The sequence below is a fragment of the Eubacterium aggregans genome, assembly GCF_900107815.1.
GTDB lineage: Bacteria > Bacillota > Clostridia > Eubacteriales > Eubacteriaceae > Eubacterium_O > Eubacterium_O aggregans.
The window spans coordinates 83,931-106,430 of sequence record NZ_FNRK01000009.1 but is presented as its reverse complement, the minus strand read 5'-3'; the positions used below and the strand labels follow the sequence as shown (position 1 = coordinate 106,430).

General features: G+C 49.0%; 22 protein-coding genes and 1 other annotated feature (1 of these 23 cut by a window edge). Of the genes, 9 read left to right on the top strand and 13 right to left on the bottom strand.

Annotation, left to right across the window (positions count from 1 at the left end; all coding sequences use genetic code 11):
• Window positions 1-60: 60 nt before the first annotated feature.
• A complete protein-coding gene (locus BLW33_RS06900) occupies window positions 61-1,047 on the top strand; it encodes an NAD-dependent epimerase (protein WP_090306830.1) in 987 nt (328 codons plus the stop codon).
• A gap of 340 nt (window positions 1,048-1,387) precedes the next feature.
• Here BLW33_RS06900 and BLW33_RS06895 read toward each other — a convergent pair whose 3' ends face one another.
• Window positions 1,388-2,152: an exodeoxyribonuclease III gene (locus tag BLW33_RS06895; protein ID WP_090306829.1), complete on the bottom strand. Its 765-nt coding sequence runs from the start codon at window positions 2,150-2,152 to the stop codon at window positions 1,388-1,390.
• Between the two features lie 93 nt (window positions 2,153-2,245).
• Between BLW33_RS06895 and BLW33_RS06890 the strand changes: the two genes are divergently transcribed.
• Window positions 2,246-3,742, top strand: a complete 1,497-nt coding sequence (locus BLW33_RS06890; protein ID WP_090306826.1) for an FGGY-family carbohydrate kinase — start codon at window positions 2,246-2,248, stop codon at window positions 3,740-3,742.
• 55 nt (window positions 3,743-3,797) lie between these two features.
• Here BLW33_RS06890 and BLW33_RS06885 read toward each other — a convergent pair whose 3' ends face one another.
• From BLW33_RS06885 to BLW33_RS06855, 7 genes are read right to left on the bottom strand one after another with little or no spacing between them, the layout of a single operon-like run.
• On the bottom strand, window positions 3,798-4,856 hold the full coding sequence (locus BLW33_RS06885; protein ID WP_090306824.1) for a type IV pilus twitching motility protein PilT: 1,059 nt from the start codon (window positions 4,854-4,856) through the stop codon (window positions 3,798-3,800).
• Window positions 4,857-4,870: 14 nt separating this feature from the next.
• On the bottom strand, window positions 4,871-5,320 hold the full coding sequence (locus BLW33_RS06880) for a hypothetical protein (RefSeq protein ID WP_090306821.1): 450 nt from the start codon (window positions 5,318-5,320) through the stop codon (window positions 4,871-4,873).
• On the bottom strand, window positions 5,317-5,775 hold the full coding sequence (locus BLW33_RS06875) for a type IV pilus modification PilV family protein (protein ID WP_090306819.1): 459 nt from the start codon (window positions 5,773-5,775) through the stop codon (window positions 5,317-5,319). The genes BLW33_RS06880 and BLW33_RS06875 overlap by 4 nt, the downstream gene beginning before the upstream one ends.
• A 10-nt stretch (window positions 5,776-5,785) precedes the next feature.
• Window positions 5,786-6,253, bottom strand: coding sequence for a DUF4860 domain-containing protein (locus BLW33_RS06870; protein ID WP_090306816.1), 468 nt, complete (start codon window positions 6,251-6,253; stop codon window positions 5,786-5,788).
• Complete coding sequence (locus BLW33_RS06865) at window positions 6,250-6,591, bottom strand: hypothetical protein (RefSeq protein WP_090306813.1); 342 nt, start codon at window positions 6,589-6,591, stop codon at window positions 6,250-6,252. Before BLW33_RS06865 ends, BLW33_RS06870 begins: the two co-directional genes overlap by 4 nt.
• Window positions 6,592-6,622: 31 nt before the next feature.
• On the bottom strand, window positions 6,623-7,672 hold the full coding sequence (locus BLW33_RS06860; protein ID WP_090306810.1) for a type II secretion system F family protein: 1,050 nt from the start codon (window positions 7,670-7,672) through the stop codon (window positions 6,623-6,625).
• Between the two features lie 24 nt (window positions 7,673-7,696).
• Complete coding sequence (locus tag BLW33_RS06855; protein WP_090306807.1) at window positions 7,697-8,596, bottom strand: transglutaminase-like domain-containing protein; 900 nt, start codon at window positions 8,594-8,596, stop codon at window positions 7,697-7,699.
• A gap of 207 nt (window positions 8,597-8,803) precedes the next feature.
• On the opposite strand from BLW33_RS06855, the gene BLW33_RS06850 reads away from it, so the two are divergent.
• The 6 genes from BLW33_RS06850 (at window position 8,804) to BLW33_RS06825 (ending at window position 17,344) form a co-directional block, all read left to right on the top strand.
• The gene (locus tag BLW33_RS06850; RefSeq protein ID WP_090306805.1) at window positions 8,804-9,469 is read left to right on the top strand and encodes a hypothetical protein; all 666 of its coding nucleotides are present in this window, start codon (window positions 8,804-8,806) and stop codon (window positions 9,467-9,469) included.
• A gap of 11 nt (window positions 9,470-9,480) precedes the next feature.
• Window positions 9,481-10,188, top strand: a complete 708-nt coding sequence (locus BLW33_RS06845) for an LPXTG cell wall anchor domain-containing protein (RefSeq protein WP_090306802.1) — start codon at window positions 9,481-9,483, stop codon at window positions 10,186-10,188.
• Between the two features lie 2 nt (window positions 10,189-10,190).
• Window positions 10,191-11,066, top strand: a complete 876-nt coding sequence (locus BLW33_RS06840; RefSeq protein ID WP_090306800.1) for a hypothetical protein — start codon at window positions 10,191-10,193, stop codon at window positions 11,064-11,066.
• A gap of 150 nt (window positions 11,067-11,216) precedes the next feature.
• Complete coding sequence (locus BLW33_RS06835) at window positions 11,217-12,458, top strand: AfsR/SARP family transcriptional regulator (protein ID WP_090306797.1); 1,242 nt, start codon at window positions 11,217-11,219, stop codon at window positions 12,456-12,458.
• Between the two features lies 1 nt (window position 12,459).
• A complete protein-coding gene (locus tag BLW33_RS06830) occupies window positions 12,460-12,873 on the top strand; it encodes a hypothetical protein (RefSeq protein ID WP_090306793.1) in 414 nt (137 codons plus the stop codon).
• 160 nt (window positions 12,874-13,033) lie between these two features.
• Window positions 13,034-17,344 (top strand): fibro-slime domain-containing protein, encoded by a 4,311-nt coding sequence (locus tag BLW33_RS06825; protein ID WP_090306791.1) that lies wholly within the window; start codon window positions 13,034-13,036, stop codon window positions 17,342-17,344.
• A 125-nt stretch (window positions 17,345-17,469) separates the two neighbouring features.
• Here BLW33_RS06825 and BLW33_RS06820 read toward each other — a convergent pair whose 3' ends face one another.
• Window positions 17,470-18,051 (bottom strand): RpnC/YadD family protein, encoded by a 582-nt coding sequence (locus BLW33_RS06820; protein ID WP_278286192.1) that lies wholly within the window; start codon window positions 18,049-18,051, stop codon window positions 17,470-17,472.
• Between the two features lie 141 nt (window positions 18,052-18,192).
• On the opposite strand from BLW33_RS06820, the gene BLW33_RS14220 reads away from it, so the two are divergent.
• Window positions 18,193-18,333: a hypothetical protein gene (locus tag BLW33_RS14220; protein WP_207647808.1), complete on the top strand. Its 141-nt coding sequence runs from the start codon at window positions 18,193-18,195 to the stop codon at window positions 18,331-18,333.
• Window positions 18,334-18,566: 233 nt separating this feature from the next.
• Here the strand turns inward: BLW33_RS14220 and BLW33_RS06815 are convergent, their stop codons facing one another.
• The 4 genes from BLW33_RS06815 to BLW33_RS06800 all read right to left on the bottom strand — a co-directional run bounded on the left by BLW33_RS06815 (window position 18,567) and on the right by BLW33_RS06800 (window position 22,340).
• The gene (locus BLW33_RS06815) at window positions 18,567-19,550 is read right to left on the bottom strand and encodes a diaminopimelate dehydrogenase (protein WP_090306786.1); all 984 of its coding nucleotides are present in this window, start codon (window positions 19,548-19,550) and stop codon (window positions 18,567-18,569) included.
• Window positions 19,551-19,610: 60 nt separating this feature from the next.
• A complete protein-coding gene (locus BLW33_RS06810; protein ID WP_090306783.1) occupies window positions 19,611-20,126 on the bottom strand; it encodes an ECF transporter S component in 516 nt (171 codons plus the stop codon).
• A 100-nt stretch (window positions 20,127-20,226) separates the two neighbouring features.
• Entirely contained in the window at window positions 20,227-21,618 is a 1,392-nt protein-coding gene (locus BLW33_RS06805) for a sensor histidine kinase (protein WP_090306780.1), read from the bottom strand.
• On the bottom strand, window positions 21,615-22,340 hold the full coding sequence (locus tag BLW33_RS06800; RefSeq protein ID WP_090306777.1) for a LytR/AlgR family response regulator transcription factor: 726 nt from the start codon (window positions 22,338-22,340) through the stop codon (window positions 21,615-21,617). The genes BLW33_RS06805 and BLW33_RS06800 overlap by 4 nt, the downstream gene beginning before the upstream one ends.
• 126 nt (window positions 22,341-22,466) lie before the next feature.
• Window positions 22,467-22,500: a binding site (T-box leader), on the top strand; it runs 194 nt beyond the window's last position.

Here is a 22,500-nt window from a genome sequence, read left to right as displayed (position 1 = left end):
GAGAAATAATATGGTATACTAAAAGCATTAGAAATTGTTGAATTGGAGGAAAAATAGAAAATGACACAAGAGAAACGATTGATATTCATTACCGGGGCGGCGGGCTTCATTGGCTACCATTTAAGTAAGGCGCTGCTTGATCAGGGGGAAACCATCGTCGGCTACGATAATTTAAATGATTATTATGAAGTGAGTTTAAAGGAAAGTCGGTTAAAGAATCTGGCCCCTTACGATAATTTTACCTTTATCAAAGGTGATCTTGGGGATAAGGCGGCATTGGAAGACGTCTTTAAAACCTATGGCTTTGACATTGTTATTAACCTGGCTGCCCAAGCGGGGGTGCGGTATTCCATCGAAAATCCCGAAGCCTATATCAATAGTAATATTATTGGATTTTTCAATATTTTGGAATGCTGTCGGCATTATCCTGTTAAACACTTGATCTACGCCTCCTCCAGCTCGGTTTATGGGGCCAATAAAAAAATCCCCTTTTCCACGGAGGACCCCGTGGACCATCCGGTGAGCTTGTACGCTGCCACCAAGAAGAGCAATGAGCTGTTAGCTTACAGCTACAGCAAGCTCTACGATATCCCTGCCACTGGGCTGCGCTTCTTTACCGTCTACGGCCCCTACGGCCGGCCGGACATGGCGTATTTCTCCTTTACCCAGAATATCTTGGCGGATAAGCCCATTAAGGTCTTTAACCATGGGGATATGTACCGGGATTTTACCTATATCGATGATATTGTGGAAGGGATTATCCGGCTGATTCCCCATACACCCCAGGCGGATGAAAACAATGTCCGTTACAAGGTGTACAATATAGGGAATAACCAGCCGGAAAAGCTGCTGGATTTCATTGGGATTTTGGAGGACTGCATCGGAAAAGAAGCCCAAAAGGCGTTCTATCCCATGCAGCCCGGGGACGTGTATCAGACCTACGCTGATGTGACGGATCTGATGGCGGATGTTGGGTTTAAGCCATCCACAAGTTTAAAGGACGGGCTTTCCCAGTTCTGGACATGGTATAAAGCGTATTACGCTTAGAAGCGTTGATTAAACAGAGTAGAACGGTCAGGACGATGATAAAAAAGATTCACGACGGACCCAGCAGTTGCTTGTTGCCAATCGCCTTTGGCTCTTGGACAAGCGTTGCATGGGTGCTATGTCCCAAATCAAAGATTTGGATAGCACCGCAAGGCGCTGACGAATAAAGGGAAACCCCTCATTCGTCAGGGCGCAAAACCTACGGTTTTGATCTGGTGTATGTCAGGTTAACTTTCTTAATACTCTAATAGGGCAAAATACCATTCCGCAGGGGCTCCTCTGTTCACGTATTTTTATCATCGCCCTGCCCTGGGTTATCTTAGCTTGGGTCGTGCCACTCTTAGACGGAAAGGGTCAGGGATACCGGGCAGTGGTCGGAGCCGGTGACCTCATTATGGATGGCAGCATCCACCAGCAGGTCTGCGGCATTTTCTGAGGCAAAGAAATAATCGATGCGCCAGCCGGCGTTGTTGGCCCGGGCGTTGAAGCGATAGCTCCACCAGGAGTATTTTACTGTATCCGGGTGGAAGTAACGGTAGGTATCGATGTAGCCTTCCTCAAAAAATTTATCCATCCATTCCCGTTCCATGGGGAGAAAGCCCGATCGCTTGGCGTTGGACTTGGGATTCTTTAGATCGATTTCCCGATGGGCGGTATTGACATCACCACAGACGATGACCCGTTTCCCCTGGGCCACCAAGGCGTTCACATCCTTAAGGAAGCATTCATAAAAATCCATCTTAAACTGAAGGCGTTCTTCATCTTTCTGGCCATTGGGAAAATAGATATTATAGAAGGTAAATTCCGGGTATTCCATAATAATGGTCCGGCCTTCACTGTTGAATTGAGGGTCGGACAGTCCCGTGGTAATGGACAGGGGTTCACGCTTGTAATAGACGGCGGTGCCGCTGTATCCCTTGCGCTCAGCCGAATGGAAGAAACTTTTGTAGCCTTCCAGGTTTAAAAGACCATCGCTGAGCTGACTTTCATCAGCCTTGACCTCTTGCAGGCCGAGTACATCGGGCTGGGTCTCAATAACCCAATCGGTGAATCCTTTTTTTTCTACGGCTCGAATGCCATTGACGTTCCAGGAATAGAGTTTCATTGTTCCTCCTCGACATTGCTAGTAATTTTTTCAAGAATTTGATATACTATTATAACACACTCTCGAATTTTTTGGGGAAGTTAGGAGAAGACCATGAAATATCTCATCGGAATCGATGGTGGGACCACCAAGACGAAAGCCGTTCTCTTTGATTTACAGGGAAAGGAAATCAATAAAATCGCCGTAGACAATGAAATCATCACGAATGGTGACTGCAAGGAAATGGATATGGAAAATTTCTGGGAGTCAACAGCGACAGCGGTCGCGCTTTTGATGAGCCAGGGACCGGCCATCGCAGAGGAAGTCATTGGTGTGGCCGTTACGGGTCAAGGTGAGGGCCTCTGGGCTATCAATGGCGATGGGCGGCCAGTGATGAATGCCATTTTGTGGAACGATGGACGGGCCCAGGAAGAGGCTTGGATTATTAATGAAAAGACGCCAGGAGTAGGAAAGCTGGTTCACCGCAATATTGGTTGTCCGGTAGGATCTGGCAGTACCCTGGTGTTATTGCGTTGGCTTAAAAAGAACCATTTGCATTTATATCAGCAAACCAAGGCGGTATTTTTTGCTAAGGACTGGCTACGGTATTGCATGACCGGTCGGATTTTAACGGACTTCTCCGACGGGGGCTCCTCCTTTTTGCGTTTTACCAATGGTGGGGTACCCACCCAGCTTATGACGGTCTTGGGCCTGCCAGAGGCCGTGGATAAGTTCCCAGGGGTTTTGCCAGCATCCTCTGTGGGAGGACATATGACCCCGGAGGCAGCGGCTAAAATGGGGCTCCTTCCAGGGATTCCGGTATTTGTGGGGGCGCTGGATGTGGTGGCCGCATCCCTGGGGGTAGGTGCTTACGATGCGGGGAATATCTCTGTGGTGTTAGGGACAACCTGTGCTTCCCTCATCGTCCACGATAAGGAGGGGTGCGACCCCACCCGGTATTGGCGACATTTCCTGCCCCATGTCTGTGTGGACAAGGCGGTGGAGGTGATGTCGACCCTTAACGGGATGACCAATATCGACTGGGCCCTGAAGGAACTGCTGGGGCGCCCAGACTACGCCCTGGCGGATCAGATGGTGGAGATGACAAAACCCGGTGCCGGTGGGGTGGTGTATCATCCCTATTTATCCACTGCTGGGGAGCGGATGCCCTTTAATAATGCCAATGCCAAGGCCAGCTTCTTTGGTATTTCGGATAGTACCAGCCGGGAGCAGCTGCTCCGAGCAGTGTACGAATCCATTGCCTTCTCTATACGGGATTGTATGGAAGGGTACAATGGGATTGATAAAATCCTGATTTCCGGCGGAGGGGCCACCAGCGGCATCCTTCCCCGAATCATAGCCGATGTCAACGGCGCCACCGTGGCCGTGTCCAAGGGTAGTGAATTCGCTGCTCGGGGGGCGGTGATGGCAGCTGGCGTTGGCCTGGGGCTGTATGAGGATTTTGAGGATGCGGTTCGTTCCTGTTGTCGTCTGGATAAGATTTATCAGTCCAAATCCTATCCTGTTTATGACCGAACCTACCAGCTGTATCGGGAGTTGCGTCGGGCCTTTGCCCCGCTTTGGCAGTTGCGTAAAGAATTGTTGGGATAAAATGTAAAAAAGAAAATGCCAGCCAAGGAATGATTTGTTCTTTGGCTGGCATTTTTTATCCCAATTTCTTTTGAAGCATTTCCGGATTGGTGGCATGATCCAGGGCAACGGCTTTGGTAATGCGTCCCTGGGAAACCAAACCCAATAGACTATTATCCATGGAAATCATATTTTCCTGGTTGGCGGAGTAAAGCATGCCCTCAATCTGATGAATTTTATTTTCCCGGATCATATTTCGAATTCCAGGATTCAGAGTCATAATTTCAAATACAGGAATGAGTCGTCCCTCTACATCTGGGATAAGTTGTTGGGAAACCACGGCCCCCAGACACATGGAAAGCTGGACGGCAATCTGGTTCTGTTGATTGGGTGGGAAGACATCAATCACCCGGTCAATGGTATCCGCCGCTCCCAGGGTATGAAGGGTGGACAGAATGAGATGGCCGGTTTCGGCAGCGGTCATGGCGATGTCGATGGTATCAAAATCCCGGAGCTCCCCCAGGAGGATGACATCGGGGCTCTGTCTTAAGGAGGCACGCAGGGCGGTAACGTAATCCGCTGTATCGCTGCTGATTTCACGCTGGCTCACAATGCTTTTTTTATGGCTATGAAGATGCTCCAGGGGGTCCTCCAGGGTGATGATGTGTTTATGCTGGGTTTTGTTGATATGGTTAATCATACAGGCCAAAGTGGTGGATTTGCCGCTGCCGGCTGGACCGGTAATCAGGACCAGACCTTTCCCCATGGTGGTGAGGGAGATAACGGCCTGGGGAATACCCAGGGCTTGGGGATCAGGGAGCTGGAAGCTGATGATGCGTACTACGGCAGCAGCGGAGCCCCGCTGCTTGTAAGCACTGGCCCGAAATCGGGAAATACCCACCAAGGAAAAGGAAAAATCATCGTCTCCGGTTGCAAAGAATTGCTCGTAGTCCCGGTTTTGGGCTAGTCGATAAATCCCGCGGATCAGGGCCTCGGTATCCTGGGGCAGCAGCTTGGTTTGGGTGATTTGGACCAAACGGCCATTGGTCTTGTAGGTCAAGGGCAGTCCGGCGACGATAAAGATGTCCAAGGCCTTATTTTGGGTGGCGTGGTTTAAAATTTGGGAAATATCCATTTAAAATCTCATTTCTAGTTCAGGGTAATCACTGGTAAAGTGTTATCTGGCTGCCAATCGTTAGTGGAGATGACCTGCCAGCGGGTAATCTGGTAAGTGGTGCCTTCGGGAGGGAGGGTTAAGCTGACGGCCAAAGCCTGGCCACCTCCCATTTCTTTATTAAAAGCGATGGTGCGGCTACTGGCATCCCAGGTGCATCCCCCAGGGAGAAGGTTTGGGAGGGTGGTATCATCCGGAGAAGGCCCTTGGGATAAGGCCTGATCAATTTGGGCTAGGGTTTCTTCGGCCTGGTTTTCGGCCTGGTAATAAGCTGTGGTGGATTCCAGAACCTTGTCACTCAGCTGTTTATCGGCGTTGGCGCTGGACACGGACAGTACCGCGAAGGTTACCAGGGCCAGGACGGTAAAAATGACGAGGAAGGAGGAGGCGCCTACATTCATCATCTGAAAGCCTTTCTTCATCATGGTGCGGTCCCTCCTCTCTCACTGATGGGGATGTAGCGTTTGACCTGGAGGGTATACAGACTCTCCTGGGTGGCGGCCTGGGTAACGACAATCTCCCCAGTGATCATGCCCTCAGCCTGGCTGAGAAGGATGCGCATTTGGATGTCGGCATCCGCCGGGGCACCGGTCTGACCCTGGACATCGTAGCTGCATTCCACAGCACCCTCGGAAAGTGTAGCCCCCGGGAGGTTTTGCAGCAGTGCGGCAGCGGCATCTCCCGGGTTGGCCCGGATGATATCTGCGGCACTGCTGGCTTCATTGACGGCCAGCTGGGTACGCTGGGTGTCCGTGCTGAGGACGTGAGCCTTAACGAAAATCTGGATACAGACCCCGCTGGCAAGGACGAAGAAAAAAATGGCGATGATGAGCTCCATGAGGAAGAGGCTGTTTTTAGATGTGGTGTATCGATGCTTCATGGGAACCTCCTCATGGATTGAATGCAACAAAACGCCAATGGTGTCGCCCGGTTCCATCGGTAATGGAGAGCTCAAGGAGGCCCGTACCAGCCAGGGTTGGGACAAAGGCATCCACCGGCAGGATATCCTGTCCGGCCCCGGGGGTAATGGCATCCGGGGCTTTAATGGTTAACTCCTTAAGGGTTCCCTGCCAGGCGTAGATCAGGGTACGGGTCTGGTCCTCCGTATCCTCCAGGCTGAGGGCTTTGGTATCTCCTACCTCGGTGATGGTAATGGGGCCGCTAGTGCTGCGGATTTTTTGGGTGACGTAGGTGGTGGCGGTGCGCCCCACGTAGTTTTCATTCATATGGGTGACGGTTTGGCTGTAGACCTTGATGCCGATGAAGATGACGGCAAAGGTGCAAAGGGCGAAGGCGAAGAATAGGGCTAAAACGAAGAGATAATCCACCACGTGTTCCCGGGATTTCTGAATTTTCATGAGGAACCTCCCAGGGGGATGATGGTAATGCCCGGGAAAATATTGGTTCCGTAGGGCGTGTAATCCACCAGATATTTCTTATTGTCGTAACTGAGGCCATAGTGCTCTTCCAAATAACTCAAGCTTTGGGGGTAGCGCCCCTCCGTGGCGTAGCAGTGCACCACGGCGTGCTGGACGGCGTTTTTCAGGTTCTGTATTTCCTCAGTATTGGAGGCGGATGAAACCTGGAAGATTCCGAGGATAAAGACCCCGGCGACAAGGAAGAAAACCGCCAGGGTAACAGCTGAATCCTTTAGGATGGATCTGCTTTTTTGAGTTGGATTAAATCGATTTTTCATAGAGCCACCTCCTGGAGGCAAAATGTCCGGATCAGCCAATGGTGCTCATAATACCGAGAAGGGGAAACATGACCGAGAGCAGGATAATGCCGACGATGATGGAGAGGACAGCGACTAAGGTGGGTTCTAGAACGGAGAGCATCCCATCGATGGCGGTGTCCACCTCGTCGTTGTACTGGCTCGCAATCCGGTCCATGGCTTTGTCCAGGGTGCCGCTCTTGTGACCGATGGCCAGAATCTTACCGTAGATGCCCGAAAACAGGGCGGCTTCGTGGAGGGCATCTGGAAAGCTGCAGCCTTGGACCATCAGGGTCTGAGCTACCGTGATTTTTTTCTTTAAGGCGGGATTTTCGGTGATATCCGCCACCAGGCTGAGGCTGTGCTCTCCGTCTAAACCGCTGGCAATGGTCATGGAAAGGCCGCCGGCAAAACGGGCCAGGGCAATTTTTTCATTGAGCTTCCGGGTGAGGAAGAATTTCGAGGAAAAGCTGGCCATGGCGGCCCGACCCCGGGGAACCTTGCATAAATAAAAGATGGTGGCCAGGAGGAGGATGAGGAGGACCACAAAGACCGCGGCGTAGCGGTTCATAGACAGGCCCATTTCTAAAATGGCCCGGGAAAATCCCGTCATTTCAGCCCCTAGCTGGGCAAAGACCTGGGCGAATACCGGCATAACATTGACCATAAGCACCACCACGATAACAAGCATCATCCCGATCATGATAAGGGGATAAGATATGGCACTGCGCACCCCCCGGGCGATATCCTCTTCCCGACCGTAATAAAGGGTCAGGGCGTCCATGACGGCATCCAGCCGACCGGCAGTTTCCCCTAGACGGACCATGCCAACCATATAGGCGGGGAAGACCTCTGCGGCCTCTAAGGCTGGGGCCAACTGGCCGTATTGGCCAAATGCCTGGTATAGGGAGGACAAAATCCGCTGGCCTTCTCCAGGCGAGGCATCTTCTAACATGATGGAAAGGCCCTCCAGAATTGAGACCCCGGATTTTAGAATCATCGCCATTTGTTCACAGAAGCTGCTGATTTCCACATTACTCAGCATCCGTTGCTGTTTTTTCATCACATTCTCCTCGTTGAGTTCCAATCAATACCTAAATTTGGTGACATAGCGGCTGCCGTCTCCAATGTACTGTTTGACCGAGTCATTATCATTATTGGCGGCCAGGGTAGGGTCCATCAGGGTCCAATCCGAGCCGTCAAACTCAATGACATTTTCCACCCATCCCTTTTCAGCGGTGTACACGCTGATCCAGGCATGATAGGCACTACCCGCATAACCGATTTCCAGGCGGGTGGGAAGGTTTTGAATCCGTAAGAGTGCCGTCATCAGGGCGGCATAATCGAAACAGATGCCCTTTTGGGTTTCCAGGATAGTATCCAGGTTGGGTAGATAACCGCTGGTGACGCTTTGAGCCAGGGCATCATCATACTGGATTGTAGTGGTAACATAATCGTATACCTGGGTAATGACATCCAAATCGGTATCCGCACCTTCCCCTAGCTGACGGCTCAGGGGAACCACCGCAGAATCCGCTGTGTACCAAACGTATTGGTTGGGGTAGAGGAAGGGACTGAAGGCATCTTCCAAAGTGACATCCAGGGACTGGGTAAAGGCGGTGGTGTATTCATTGCCTCCGGCATTTTCATAAATGACCAGGGTGTAGGTGCCACTGCCAGCGGTTAGGGGAAAGGTTTCGTAGCCAACCTGGAGGTCGTAGGTGTAGACCCCGCCATCGGGGCCTGTAATCTGCATCTTTGCCTTGGGATTACCGCCGGTGTAATCCACCATAGCGTAGCCTAGGCTGGTATGGGACGCATCAATGGTGACTGCGGTATTGCCGTAGACCACCGTGCCGTCTGCCCTAGGGGAAAGGACCGTCGGCGCATTGGCACGGCTGCCTCCCCCGGTACTGCCACAGCTGCACAGGAGCAGCAGCAAGGCGATCAGGCCACATATATAGAAGCATTTTTTTGCTTTGGCCATTGTATAGGTACCGTCCAAATCTGTAATATAGTCTCATTATAACATAATTTAAAGAAAAGGAATGAACAAGTGCGTAAAAATGAAGGGACCCTAAAATCCCCGGGAGAACCCCGCTGTGTGACTGAGATGTGACAAGGTCGCTTTATAATATGGCTAATAATGGGTATAAAAGATTAAAGAATCATGAGGATAGAGAAGGAGCGGAACATGAAGAATACGAAGAAGAAAATCGCAATCACCATCGCCATCGTCACCGTCCTGGCCTTGTTTGCTGGTACCTACGCGGCATTCTTCACCTCGACAAAAACGACAAAGGAGGTATCCACCGCGAACCTGGGCATTGAAATCGTCCAGACTGGGGATATGGCTAAGTCTGGGGTGACCGAAATAACAGATGCTAAAAAAGGCAGTGGCTTCCAGTACGCTGGAGTCCCTGGGGATGTGGTGGATGAAAGGGTAGCTGTCCAGGCAACTGGCAGTAAAGATGCCTACGTCCGGGTAACCATCAACCGAAGCTGGATCGGGATTGATGGCAAGAAGGCCCTGGAGGTCGATCCTTCAGAAATTGGCATTGTGTGCAAAAATGGGGATTGGATTATCAAAGAGGATGCCGAGGATCCTGAGGTGGTGGAATGCTATTATAAAAAGGTACTGCCATCAGGCGCCATCTCCGCTAACGTTATGGATGCCTTTAGCATCCTGGCGGATAAGGTTGGGGAGAACAGCAACAACTACTTGGGTCTGTCTACGCAGATCACCTTTAAGGCCGATGGTATCCAGACCGTGGCGGCTAAAGATGCTATGCTGTCAGAGTGGGGTATTGTGGCAGAAATCGACGATAACGGGCAGATTACCGCCGTGGCAGAACAATAGGAGGTACCGACATGAAAAAACGATGCATACCCTTCATTTTAACGGCTGTATTTCTCTTAGCCACCATGGGAACCGTTCTGGCAGAGGGCGGGGAAGTCATCACCTTTAAGGGAGAGGCCGAAAAATTCGTCCACTCTATGGATGGGGACCTTTCTACCCAGGGCTTTACGGATTTACAGCCTGGAGAAGACCGGACTTTGACTTTAATCTTGAAGAATGATGGTTCCCGGGAGATGAGCTTTTATATGAGTGCTGAAATCCTGGACAACATCGCAGAAAAAACAGCGGACTCCCAGGCGGTGTACGATTTTTCGATTGCGAAAAATGGGACGACCTTCTTCTCTACCGTTATTGGCGGGGGCAGTGCCTACAATCAATCCGTCGGTCGAGAATATCTCCAGGAGGATAATAATATTCTGCTGGACACCCTGGCGGTGGGAGCCCAGGATACGGTTACGATTGCCATTAAGTTGGATGGGCAATCGGCAGAGAACAGCTATATGGATAAAACTGGAAAAATCCAACTGGTATTCAGCGCAGGATACCCTGTGACTCCTGGGCAATCCATGATTAAGACCGTCACCCAGTATATTACCGGTGAACGGAGCATTGTGAATACTGGTGTGGGAGGCGCCTCCATGGCCGCCATCGTCATTGGTGTGGCTTTAATTATCCTGGCGGTGGTCCTCATTGTCAAGCGCCGGAAAAGAGGGGAGTAGCCATGTTATCACTGAAAGTAAACATAAAGAAATCGTCCATGGCTCTGGTAAGCACGCTGCTTTTTTTGCTCCTCGTGGTTTTAGCTTATCCAGTACAGGCGGCTGATGCCAATAAAGAATACGCCATTTCCTTTAGAGGGGGAGAAGGCACCATTCAGGTGGCGGACACTGGAGCAGTGGATGAAAGCTATACGGTGAAGGTACCTTATGAGGGGACCGTGGATTTAAGCGTCATTACTGCCATTCCGCCTACCGGCTATTATTTTACCGGGTGGAGCCCGGAAGTCGAAACAACGGTGACCCAAAAAGCCAATTATGTAGCTCAATACGCCCGGATTATCAATGAAGGGGTTTATCGGGTGCGTTATATGGATAACTATGGCAATGAGTTGGCGACTCAAAGAGCCGCCATTACCAATGTTGGGGTGAATGTGACAGAATACGCGCTGCCCATTGACGGCTACATGGTGGATGCGGCCTCCAAGACCCTCAACATCGCCACGGCCAAGGGGACCCAGATCGACTTTATCTATACCGCTGAGGCCGAAGCCAATCCCACTGAGGTCATCCAGACGGTGGTACTCCCCGGGGGAACAACCATCGCCACTACCGGTGGTGTAACGGCCGGGACAGTGGGGACGGATGGAACGACAGCAACGACAACGACGGGCCAAGATGGGCAAACCATCACGGATAATACCACGAATCAACAGGGACAGACAACCACCCTGGATGAAAATGATGTGCCTTTAGCCAATCAGGATTTACAAAAAGATAGTGCGGGGGTATCCCCCTGGGTCTATGCAGGGATTGGTGCAATCATTATCCTATCCCTTGGGGGTGCTTTCCTGTTCATCAGAAAGCGTCATCGCAGCTAGAAAGAAGACATAACCTGTGCATGTTAGAATTTGAGAACGTGCACAGGCTTTTTTTACGCATTTTTTGACCAAATTAGCCCATAAATCCAAGGGGAATTAAGGAAGGTTAAGGTATAATTAAAAACATATCTTGTAAAGAGGAAAAGCGTAATGAAGGAAAATAGCTTACGAGTCCAAATGTTTAGCCGATTTATTTTGGAAGGATTGGGGGGAACACTGGACGAAGACCGCATCCGCTCCGAAATGTTGACCAAGCTTTTAGTCTACATGATCATCCACCGTGATAAAGAAATGACGGTGCAGGAAATCTGCGAAAGTTTATGGCCAGACGAAAAGAGCGACAATCCCGCAGGAGCCTTAAAAAATCTCATGTACCGCCTTCGGGCACTCATAAAAAAAACCTGGGGAGACCATGCTTTCATTCTCACTGGGCGTGGTTCTTATGCCTGGAATCCAGAGTATACCCTAGAGGTCGATGCCGAGGATTTTGATCGACTCTGTCAGCGGGCAAAGGCTGCACCGACTGAAAAGGCTGCGGCTGAGGACTATGGCAGTGCCATGGCCTTGTACAAAGGGATGTTTATGCCTAAGCTTGCGGGGGAGCACTGGGTGGCTTCACTATCCACCTACTACCACTCTCAATACCTAGAGGCGGCAAAAAATCGCCTGGGGATTTTGGAGGATTTTGGAGAATATGGCGAGATGGCAGAGTGCTGTAGAGAGGTTTTAAAGCTGGACACCTTGGATGAGGATATCCATACCGCCTTTGTGAAAGGACTCATGCTCCAGGGTAAACCGAAATTGGCAATGGAGCAATACAAGCACGCTGTTGATCTTCTCTACGAAAGCCTGGGGATCGCCCCCTCCGAAGAGCTGCGCCGGGTATATGAGGATTTGTTGAAGCAGACCCACGACCAGGAAATGGACATTGCCGCCATTGAGCGGGAGCTGCGGGAGGATGTTGAGTCCGGGGCCTTTTTGTGCGAATACGGGGTTTTTAAAAAAACCTACGATCTGGAAATCCGGCGGGCCGGGCGGCTGGGGATTTCCGTTTATATCGGCCTCATCACTGTCATCCCCCGGGTTGAAATCCCCGTGGACAGCCCCGCCTATCTGGGCATGATCAGCGATGGCATGGACTCCTTGGAAGGTGTTCTCCTGGGCAGCCTGCGCTCCGGGGATGTCATCTCCCGGTACAGCGGCTCCCAATTTATCGTGCTGCTGCCCACCTGCCAGTACGAAACCGCTAAAATGGTTATGGAGCGCATCGAAATGAACTATTATAATACAAAAAAAAAGTCCAAAACACGCTTAAGCTACAGCTTACAGGAGATGGACGCATTACCGAGAAAAAAGAAGGGCGCGGGCAAAAATGGCAGCCGGAGGTCTTAAAATGAAGGAGCGGCAAATCCCAGATAATTGCATCCGAATCTGCATCGATGTGCACACCGTGGACCGTTTCGCCGGGCGACTCGTCGGCATCGCTTTGGAGGAGGCCATTCCCTTTGACGGCATTGGGGAATTCATCATCCAGGTGGATGAGGCCTTCAACCGCATCGGGAAACCCCAGCCCAGCCAGATTATCAGAAGCTTTAAAGCCGGCAAGGAAGTCCCCCAGTCCTATTGCGGCAGCCCCCAGCACTTCCACGGGTGTGCCGAAATACTGGAGATGGCCGGACAGGTCAAGACCGTCGATTTGATTATGCTCACCCGGAAGCACGCGGAATGGCAGGGGCTTTTAAAGGGGGCGGATGGCAGCACCCTTGGCGAGTTTGAAAGTGTCCGGGAATGCTTAAAATTATTATAGAGCTTTACAACAGGCATGGCGCGAGCCATGCTTTTATAGTTTTTGCTGGATTTTTTATCTGTGACTGGGGTGTGACTCCCCCTTGATAGAATAATGGAAAACAAAGATAGCGAAATCAATCGAAAATATAAAAAGAAATTGATCTGGAAGGGGAACGCAAATGAATTCAAAAATAAACACTAAGATCTTTAAAGGAATCATCGGAGCAGCCCTGCTGTTTGTGATGTTTATCATGTGTGGCGCAGTGGTTCTGGCAGAGGATAGCGCCCCCCGGACCACCGTCCAGGAAAACGGCACCGAGGTCGTCCGCTTTGATTATAAAAGTGACGAGGTGAACGTCAAAGTTACCCTGAGTAATCCTGGGGATTTGCCGGAGAATGCCGTGCTTTCGGTGACCCCGGTGGAAATCACCACCGATATGCAGCAAAAGCTGGATGAAAAAGCCGTGGAAGAACAAAAGGCCATTAAGAGCGCCAAAGCCTACGATATTAAATTTACCGTGGACGGCAAGGAAGTGGAACCCGGTGCCACCGTTAAGGTAACTGTCACCACCCCGGAAGTTGCCGCAGGGGACACCGCTGCGGTGTACCATGTGTCTGATGATGTTAAGACGGTGGAGAATATGAATGCGAGTACGGCTGATGATGGGAAGATCGCTTTTGACACTAATCATTTCTCAACCTACGTCATCACCAATAAAGGGACTAGTAATATTCAGGTGACCATTGAGCATTATAATAGTGAAACAAACAAAAAGATTTATGCCGATGATGTAAAAAACCTGACGGTTGGTGCTAAGATTAATGATTATAAGAAGGCGACAAACTGGGATGTAAAATCCATTGACGTCACACCAAAGAGTGGAACGACAAAAACTTATAATGGAGATTCCATCGCTGATGGATTAAATTTGGAGTTGACCTCAGATACGACGGTAAAGATTATCTATACACCTGCAAGTTCAAATATTAAAGGAGACACGACTTTTTATGATTACACCGTCAAACCTGGAGCCGATGATAATAACACGAATCAAAAAAATAGTATTAATTACGAAGGAAATTATCCTAGTGAATCTGTTCCAACAAAGCGTATCGGCGTTGGTGCTGTAAGTGGAACAAATGCAGATGGTACACAAATATCGGGTAATTCTTACGGGAATGTTTATAGCAATCAAGGATATCTGACGACAATAAATGATGGTGGTTATAATAAATTAATTAATTGTTTCTCTTCTGGTACATATGCTTATGGAGGAAATGGAGACCTCTATAATGCTGGTGCAATCAAACATGGTATTGTAAAAGGACTTGATGCTGATGGGAACGTTGAGTTTAACGTCGATGAACCTGGTCTGTTTTCGAGTGATACAAAAGCCGGAAAGGCGATCTTTTCAAATTACAAACTTGGATTTAGTCGTTCGGGGGATACCTATTCTTTAAACAGCGTGTATAAAGGTGATGGAACTACAAATATGATTACTAACACTAGTGATTTCTTCCCCCTTGATACCGAAGAACATGCTAGTTCTGATTATGATGCGAGCCACAACTATTATTTCGGTATGCGTTACGACATCAAGTTTACATTAGGCGATTATGTAGGTCCATTGGATTATACGTTTACGGGTGACGACGACCTGTGGGTTCTTTTAGACGGATCGGTTGTCCTGGATATTGGCGGTATTCATGCTGCGCAAACAGGAAATGTCGATTTATGGACAAAAATTAAAGATGCTACAGGAAATTACGATAAAAACAAGGAGCATACTTTAACCGTTCTTTATATGGAACGCGGAGGGAATCTCTCTCATTGTAACATGAACTTCACCATCCCCAACGCCCAAATCACGACTGTCGAAAATGTCCCCTTGGCTAATCTTGAATTAATCAAAACCAATACAAAGGGTGAAATGCTCGAAGGTGCCAGCTTTAAGCTCGCCATGAACGGCGAAGGCAACGAAACAATCCAGTACACTGCCAGCTCGGACGCAGAAGGTAAGCTCAATTTCAACAACCTGCGGGTCGGCACCTACACCCTGACCGAATCCTCTGCACCTGATAAGTACACCGCCTCAGACAACAGCTGGATCGTCGATGTGGTAGCAAATGCGGATGGCGTAACTGCCACCGCCACCGTCTATGTCAAAAATGCAGATGGAACGCAGGGAGATGTGGTTACAGATAACAAAATCATTAACTACACCGCCCAGGAGATTCTCAACAAAGACCTGGAATCCAGCAAAACCGCCACGGTAAAGGATTGGAATGACCGGACTTACGATATCAATATTACGGCAAGCTCGAAGGCCAGCAGCACGGAGGAAACTACCGAAGGCGGTGTCGCGGATGTTATGTTGGTGCTGGATCGATCAGGGTCGATGAGTTATACCTTAGATCAAGCGACTTACACTGCAATCGGTGCTTATAATGAGATTAAAAATTCCTTGGATAAGTCGACAACCTATTATTATGGCGATAATCATCTAACTATGACTTATGATAAAAGCCAGGGTAAGAAATACTGGAAGGTCAGTAAAACAAAAGTTGATGATAATAGTACAGTAACTGTCTATAAAAAAGTAACTACACGGATGGATGCCTTAAAAGCATCTGCTGGAAGTTTCCTGACGAATATGGCTAAGAACTCATCTCAAAGCAAGGTTGGGATCACATCTTTTTCTTCGACCAGTTACGGTGGGGGTAATCTAGATGCAAGTATTAGCACAATTGGCACAGATGCTAGCAGTTTAATTACAACGATAAATAAACTATCCGCTAGTGGTGGAACAATGCCTGAATTAGGGCTTGATCTTGCAAAACAACAGCTGGGAAGCTCTAAACAAACTGGTATTCCACAATACGTTATTCTCTTTACAGATGGCGCACCGACAGGGAATCATAATTATCCATCGGATACAAATACGGATGATTGGGATTCTAAGACGAAAACCGAAAAAGCGGTACAAGATTTAAAGGATGCAGGCGTCACAGTTTTTACAGTTGGTCTTGGATTGAATGATACAACCAAGAACTGGCTAAATGGTATCGCAAGTACAAATTGTGCCTTTACCGCCAATGATGCCGAAAGCCTGCAAAATATCTTTGACACTATTCAAAGCACTATCACTCACAACACGGATATCAGCAACGCTACGGTGAAAGACTATATCGATACACGTTTTGATATTTTGGATGATAGTGGCAATAAAATTACCATAGATACCAAAGGTACAGACGACAAAAATATGACTGACGGAGGTTCTATCACCCTGGACAACGGCGGCGTCGTTCGCTACGACAGTGCGAAGAAAGCCTTCTATGTCGTTTGGGAAAACCAGACCATCCCGAACACAGCCAATACCGGAGTACAAGCCTGGAGCAAAATCATCACCGTCAAAGCCAAGGATAACTACATCGGCGGCAATGCAGTAACTACCAACGGTGCGGATTCCGCCATTACTGTCGGCACTGCCAGCAAACCCCTAGATCAACCCACGGTTAATGTTAAGTCTGATTTCACCATTAATAACGCAGAAGAAACCATTTTCTGGGGGGATACAGTGCCCCTGAATGATGCCATCAAGGCACAGCTTATTCAAAGTGCGCTGGAGAAATTTAACCTATCAGGTTATGCGGTGACAGCTGATCGATTTGAAGTAAAACTATATACTGAGGAATTGTGTAGTACTGAAATAACAGAGGAAATGCTAGAAACACTAACGCCAGATGCGTCTACCAATACCTATTATGCGAAGGTAACCTACAATAATCTAGGGGCATCGACAGCGGAAAGCTCTGCGCATACAAATAGTTCTATTTCTGGAGATGCAACAGAGATAGGTGTTAACAGCACACTGACCAAGGGTCCGGCTACTTACACCATCCACGTAGTCAAAGGCCAAATCCAAATCAACAAGAGCATTGACAGCCAGTACAGCAATATCAATAAAATCAATGCTAACCAGACCTTTGTCTACAAGATTGAGTACTATGAAAATAGCCTTGCCAATTCAGACGCGACGGCGGCAACACCAACCAGTACCTTCTACGAAACCATTAGCTTTGATGCCAATGGCAATATGACGAAAGACTCTCGGTTGATCTCAGGATTGAAAAAGGGTTATTACAAAGTGACCGAAGAAACGGATTGGTCGAAGAAGTATGTGTTGGAGTCTAAGGAGCTAGGTACAACTGAGTTAAACAAACAAGGTGCCGATAATAATATCTCTGCCGGCTATCTCTTCTATATTGGAACGAAGGGAACAGATGGAGATAATGGTAAGCACACCTTCAGTGGCTTAGAGGATGTCAAGAGTCCCAAAACAAACAATAATTGGACAGCATCCACCAAATACACCACCTACGCTGGAGGCACCCGCACCCAGGTCAGCTTTGTGAACCAAAATAAAAACTGGAACTGGCTCTCCGACACCGCCTCGGCTATCAACGTATTTAACACCAGCAAGTAAAGAATCCACAAAACAGTAGTGCTAAAAAAACAGCATTGCTGTTTTTTTATACAAGGTATCTCCACAAGCCCATCAAAAAGCCGCCGCATCCTTCACAGGGATGCAGCGGCTCCACAATTCCAAAATCACTGAATTTTATACTGTCGCTTAATTTCTAAAATACGCTCGGTGGGCAGGTGGGTGATGTCTTCAATCAAGGGGATATCCAGCTTCTTTTTGAGCATTTCCAGAATGATCGATTCTTCAGCCTCCAGCTTACCTTCGCGTCGACCTTCCGTGCGACCTTCCATGCGACCTTCCATGCGACCTTCTTGCCTTAACTGCTGTAATGCATCACACATATTAATCACCTCCTGTTCTTCAATATTGGGAATATACTCTTCCAGCTCTTTAATCTCCGCAACGGCCTCGATGGTCCGTAGGGTTTCTCGGGGAAGCTTTTTGCAGATTTCTTCATTCTCACCCACAAAGGTTAAAAGTGCCTCTAAATTCTTTTGATATTTTACAAAGCCCAGAAGGACTTTTAGCTCGCCCTCGTATTCTTCCATGTTTTCAATACACTGGACTTCCAGCAGGTGCATGGGGTAGTCTGGAACCAGTGAAGCCAGTATTGGGTTTCCCCCTGGCATGGCAATCATTTCCCTTAAACTTCTGGGGGCATCCCAGGGTGTGGTGCCATAATAAACGACCAGGGTTATTACGGGGATGAGTTTATCCCCTCGTGCAAAGCGGCTTAATCGCTCCGCTCCCTTTAAATCCCTGTTCTTTCGATGGGTATCTCCAATTTCACGATATTGCCTGTCATAGGAGTGAGCATCCTAGACTAGGCAGCGCAGCGGCATGGCATAATGTATATCGTTTTGGGATTCCAGTCCGAGAACGATAAATGCCATTTCATCGTTATAAAGCTTTACCACGTCCCGGTTTTTCTGGATAAAATCAGCGGCTTTCTCGCCCAGGGGGATAAGCTCACTTTGGGCACTGTCTAAGGGTTTAAGACGATCGGCCTGTATAACGGATTTACCATTAAAAAGAGCATTGTTGCATAATTGTGCAAAACGGTTGTTATTTGAAAAAAATTCTTTGAGTGCGATATCTTTTTTCCCATTTTCTTCCCCTTAAGCCCATTGTGTCTTATGGTCTTATTATACAAGCACTCCCTTAATATTGCAACGACAAAAAAGCCGCCGCATCTGGAAAGAATGCAGCGGCTCCTTGGGCTTTAAAGCAATATTTTACGCAAATCTGCCCCATCACCAGCGCACAAATAAGCGGGTGGGACATCAAAGATGGTCTTAGCCCCTTTTGCCCCTTGGGCAGCGAAGCGGGCAACGGCCCGGGCACAGGCGACCAGGACACAGGCGGTAAACTCGGGGTTGGAATCCAGCTTTAAGCTGTATTCTACCACGGCCTTATGTTCATTTTCCCAGCCGGTGGCACCGCTGCGGATGACGAAGCCGCCATGGGGGATTCCCTGATGGTCCCGGGCCAGCTCTTCGGCGGAAATAAAGTGGACGGTGGTGTCATAATCCGCGAAATAGTTGGGCATCCCGACGATTTCAGCTTCGATGGCAGCTTGGTCCGCGCCGTCTCTGGCGACGACGAAGCATTCCCGGGTGTGTTTTTCCCGGGTGGAAAGCTCTGGGTTGACACCACTGCGCACGGCCTCCAGGGCGGCATCCACGGGGATGGTATACTGACGGGCATCCACCACGCCTTCAATACGCCGGATGGCATCGGAATGGCCCTGACTGACGCCCTTGCCCCAGAAGGTATAATCCTGCCCCACAGGCAGGATGGCGTTGCCATAAACCCGGTTGAGGGAGAAGAGGCCGGGGTCCCAGCCTGCGGAAATCAGGGCAACATGGCCCGCTTCTGTGGCGGCTTTATCCACCGCTGCAAAGTGCTCTGGGATTTTGGCGTGGGTGTCAAAGCTGTCCACCACGTTGAAGCGCCCTGCAAAATCCGGGGTTTGCTGGGGGAGGTCGGTGGCGCTGCCGCCGCAGAGGATCATGACGTCGATGGTATCCTCAAAAGCTGGGGCATCCTCGACGCTGCGGACGGGGACCCCCTCTGTCAGAATGGTGAGAGTCTCCGGGGGCCGGCGGGTGAAGATGGCGACGAGCTCCATATCCGGGTTTTGTCGGATGGCGCATTCAACGCCCCGCCCCAGGTTCCCGTAGCCCAAAATACCGATTTTTATCATTGTGCTTCCTCCTCAAATTAAAATTCAATGCCGTATGATTGGATTCATTATAGCACAAATTTATTCTGTGGTGGAAATGGGTTTAATCTCGACTAGTCGAAAGCTGCGCAGGGGCTTGAAGAGCAGTACTGCGATGACAAGGCCAACCGCGGCCTGGAGCAGATTGAAGGGAATGTTAACCAGGGGGGATAGGGCGTTGCCGTACATTATGACCTCTGAGAGATAATAAATGAGGGCCATGACGATGCTGGCCCCAAAGAGAACCGCCATTTGGGTCCCCTTCTTAAGATTGGGCTGGGTCATTGCCCAGGCGGTTAGCCAGGCCATGGTCCCCTTGGCTAAGATTGTGGGAATAATGTAGATGGCGTAACCAGAGAAATAGTCCGCTGAGGCGGCACCGACACAGGCTGCAAAGGTTCCGAGGATGGGCCCAAGGATATAACCGCAAAGAAAGACGGCGCCATCGCCTAGGTGGATATAGCCATTGGGGATGGGGATTTTGATAATATAAATCATAATGAAAGTGATGGCAATCATCAAGGCAGTGTAGCAGCATTTTTTAGTGGTTATGGTCATGGTGTGGCCTCCTGTATTTTGTTTATTTCGTTCTATTATACTAAAAAACTGAACCACTGGATGGTTCAGTTTAAAAGTTTTTAATGGGTTCAGTTTATGCTTATTCTTCAAAAATAGGGCAGGGACCGCCAACGGGGAGAATGACAGAAGCGTGGAAGGTTTGGTCGTTTCCTTCAAAAAGGGCATTGCCGCCGTAGCTCTCGGCGGTATGGCTGACATTGAGGAGTCCCAACCCAGAGCCCGTGGCTTTAGTACTGTGGAAGATATTTCCCTTAAGGTTTAAATCACCATTAAAGGTATTATCGACGGTAATGATGAGGTTTTCTCCCAGTGTTTGGATGATGGCTTGAATGCGGCCTTCACCAGGAGGAAGTTCCATCGTGGCATCCAGGGCATTTTCCAATAAATTTCCTAAAATAATGCAAAGCAAGGGATCTGGAATCATGGATATCTCTGGAAGGTTAGCGTGGATTTCAACGGAGACCTTGGCATCCAGCGCTTTACAGCGATAGTAATTTAGAAGACTATCCACCAATAGGTTATGGCACAGCGGAATGAACTCCCGCTGATCGACAATTTCTGTGTAGGCCTTTAGGTAATCCTGGATGTGGAGGAGCCGCTCCTCCGCAGTACTGCCATCCTCCTGAGAGGCTAAAGTGGATAAGGCCTGGAGATGATGACGCAGATCGTGGCGGGATTGTCTGGTATCTGCAATGGCCTGGTGCAGATCTTTCATTCGTTGAGTTTGAAGGTCGAGTAGAAAGCGTGCCTGTTTTTCCTCCAGGGTCTTTTGGGTTTGTTGCCAGGCGTTTTTAAGGATGCTATATACATAAACATAAAGGAGCACGATATTCAGGATGATCCCGGACATGGCGAAAAGGCTGAAGGCATCTAAGGTAGTCAGGGGAAGGAGGAGACCGCCAAAGGATAAAAGGCCAAATTCAATGACGCTGGCAAAGGCCAGCCATCCCCAGACCCGGTCTGAAACGGATTCCAGAATAAGGGGGTAGCGTCGGCTAAGGATATAAAACACAAAAGGAAAGGTAAAAACCAGCAGCCAAACAGAAATAAGGGAGTTTGTCATGGAAAAAAAATCACTGTTGGAGCTGATGGTTTGGACAGCACTTGTGCGTTCAATGAGCATGGCCAAGGTCGAAATAACCTGGGAGTAATTGCAGACGACGCCAAAAAAGAAAAGCTTGCGGGACAGGGATTCGTCAAAAAGGGGTAGAAGGGACAGATAGGTTAGAATCATGAAAAAGGCAAAGCACATGAATCGGACCTGTTCTGTCGGCATATCGCCAAGGAAAACAGGTAAAAAATTAGCGGTAATGGCAAAGCACACTCCAGGAATTAAAACAATGCCCGTTAAGGCGAGGACCAAAGGCATCCCGGTCAAGCGCAGGCGATTGGAAAACAAGAAGACCAGCAAAAGGATGGATGGTAAAATCTGTACCCAATACCCCAGACAGGCTGAAAGCAGGACGATCATAGGACGTTTCTCCGTACAATACCCGCCAGATAATCGGTATAGCGGTTGGCCACTTCGTTTCGGGATTGACGGCCAACGGTGATTTCCTGACCGTTTTTCAGGGTAATGCGGGTTTTCTGAAAACGGCTGATATAATCCAGATTAACAATATAGCTGCGTTGGGGGACGATGAAACGTGCGGTGTCGAGACGATTGGCGAGGTGGTGGATCGCCTCGTAGGTGCGGTAGGAGCCCATCGAGGTATAAATAATCGAGGTTTTGTTGTTGGCGGCAATGTATTGGATATCCGATTGAAAGAGGGTTAGTTTTCTCCGATCCACTGTGATTTCCAAAAGAGGGTCCCGGCGCTTGGTAGAACGGGCGGCACAGCGGCGGTAGACTTCCCGGAGGGCTTCCTCAGTGATGGGTTTGATCAGATAGTGGACCGCACCCAGATCAATGGCCTCCAGAGCGAATTCTGAGCTGGTGGTTGTAAAGATGATGAAGGCATCAGACCGCTTTGCAATGGCCTGGGCAACGTCAATACCATTTAAATCTGCCATAAAAATATCCAGGAAAATGGCGGTAAAATCCGTATGATCCAAGTGGGCAAGCAGGGCTTTGCCATCAGGATAAGTGGTCAGGCAAACGGGAAGGTTCAACGCTTTGGAAAGATTTAAGATGCTCCCTTCCAGCTGGGTCAGATCTAATGGATTATCATCACAAATGGCAATATTGATCATGATTTTTCACACGCTCCTTATTTTGATTCTTTTTATTATACCTGAAAAAGCAGAGAGAAGTCCAGATAATGGAAATTTCCCTTGCATTTCATTGGATTCATGTTAGAATATGGAAATAGTAAGTATATAAATGCGTGGAAAAGGACGCAATGGTAAAATG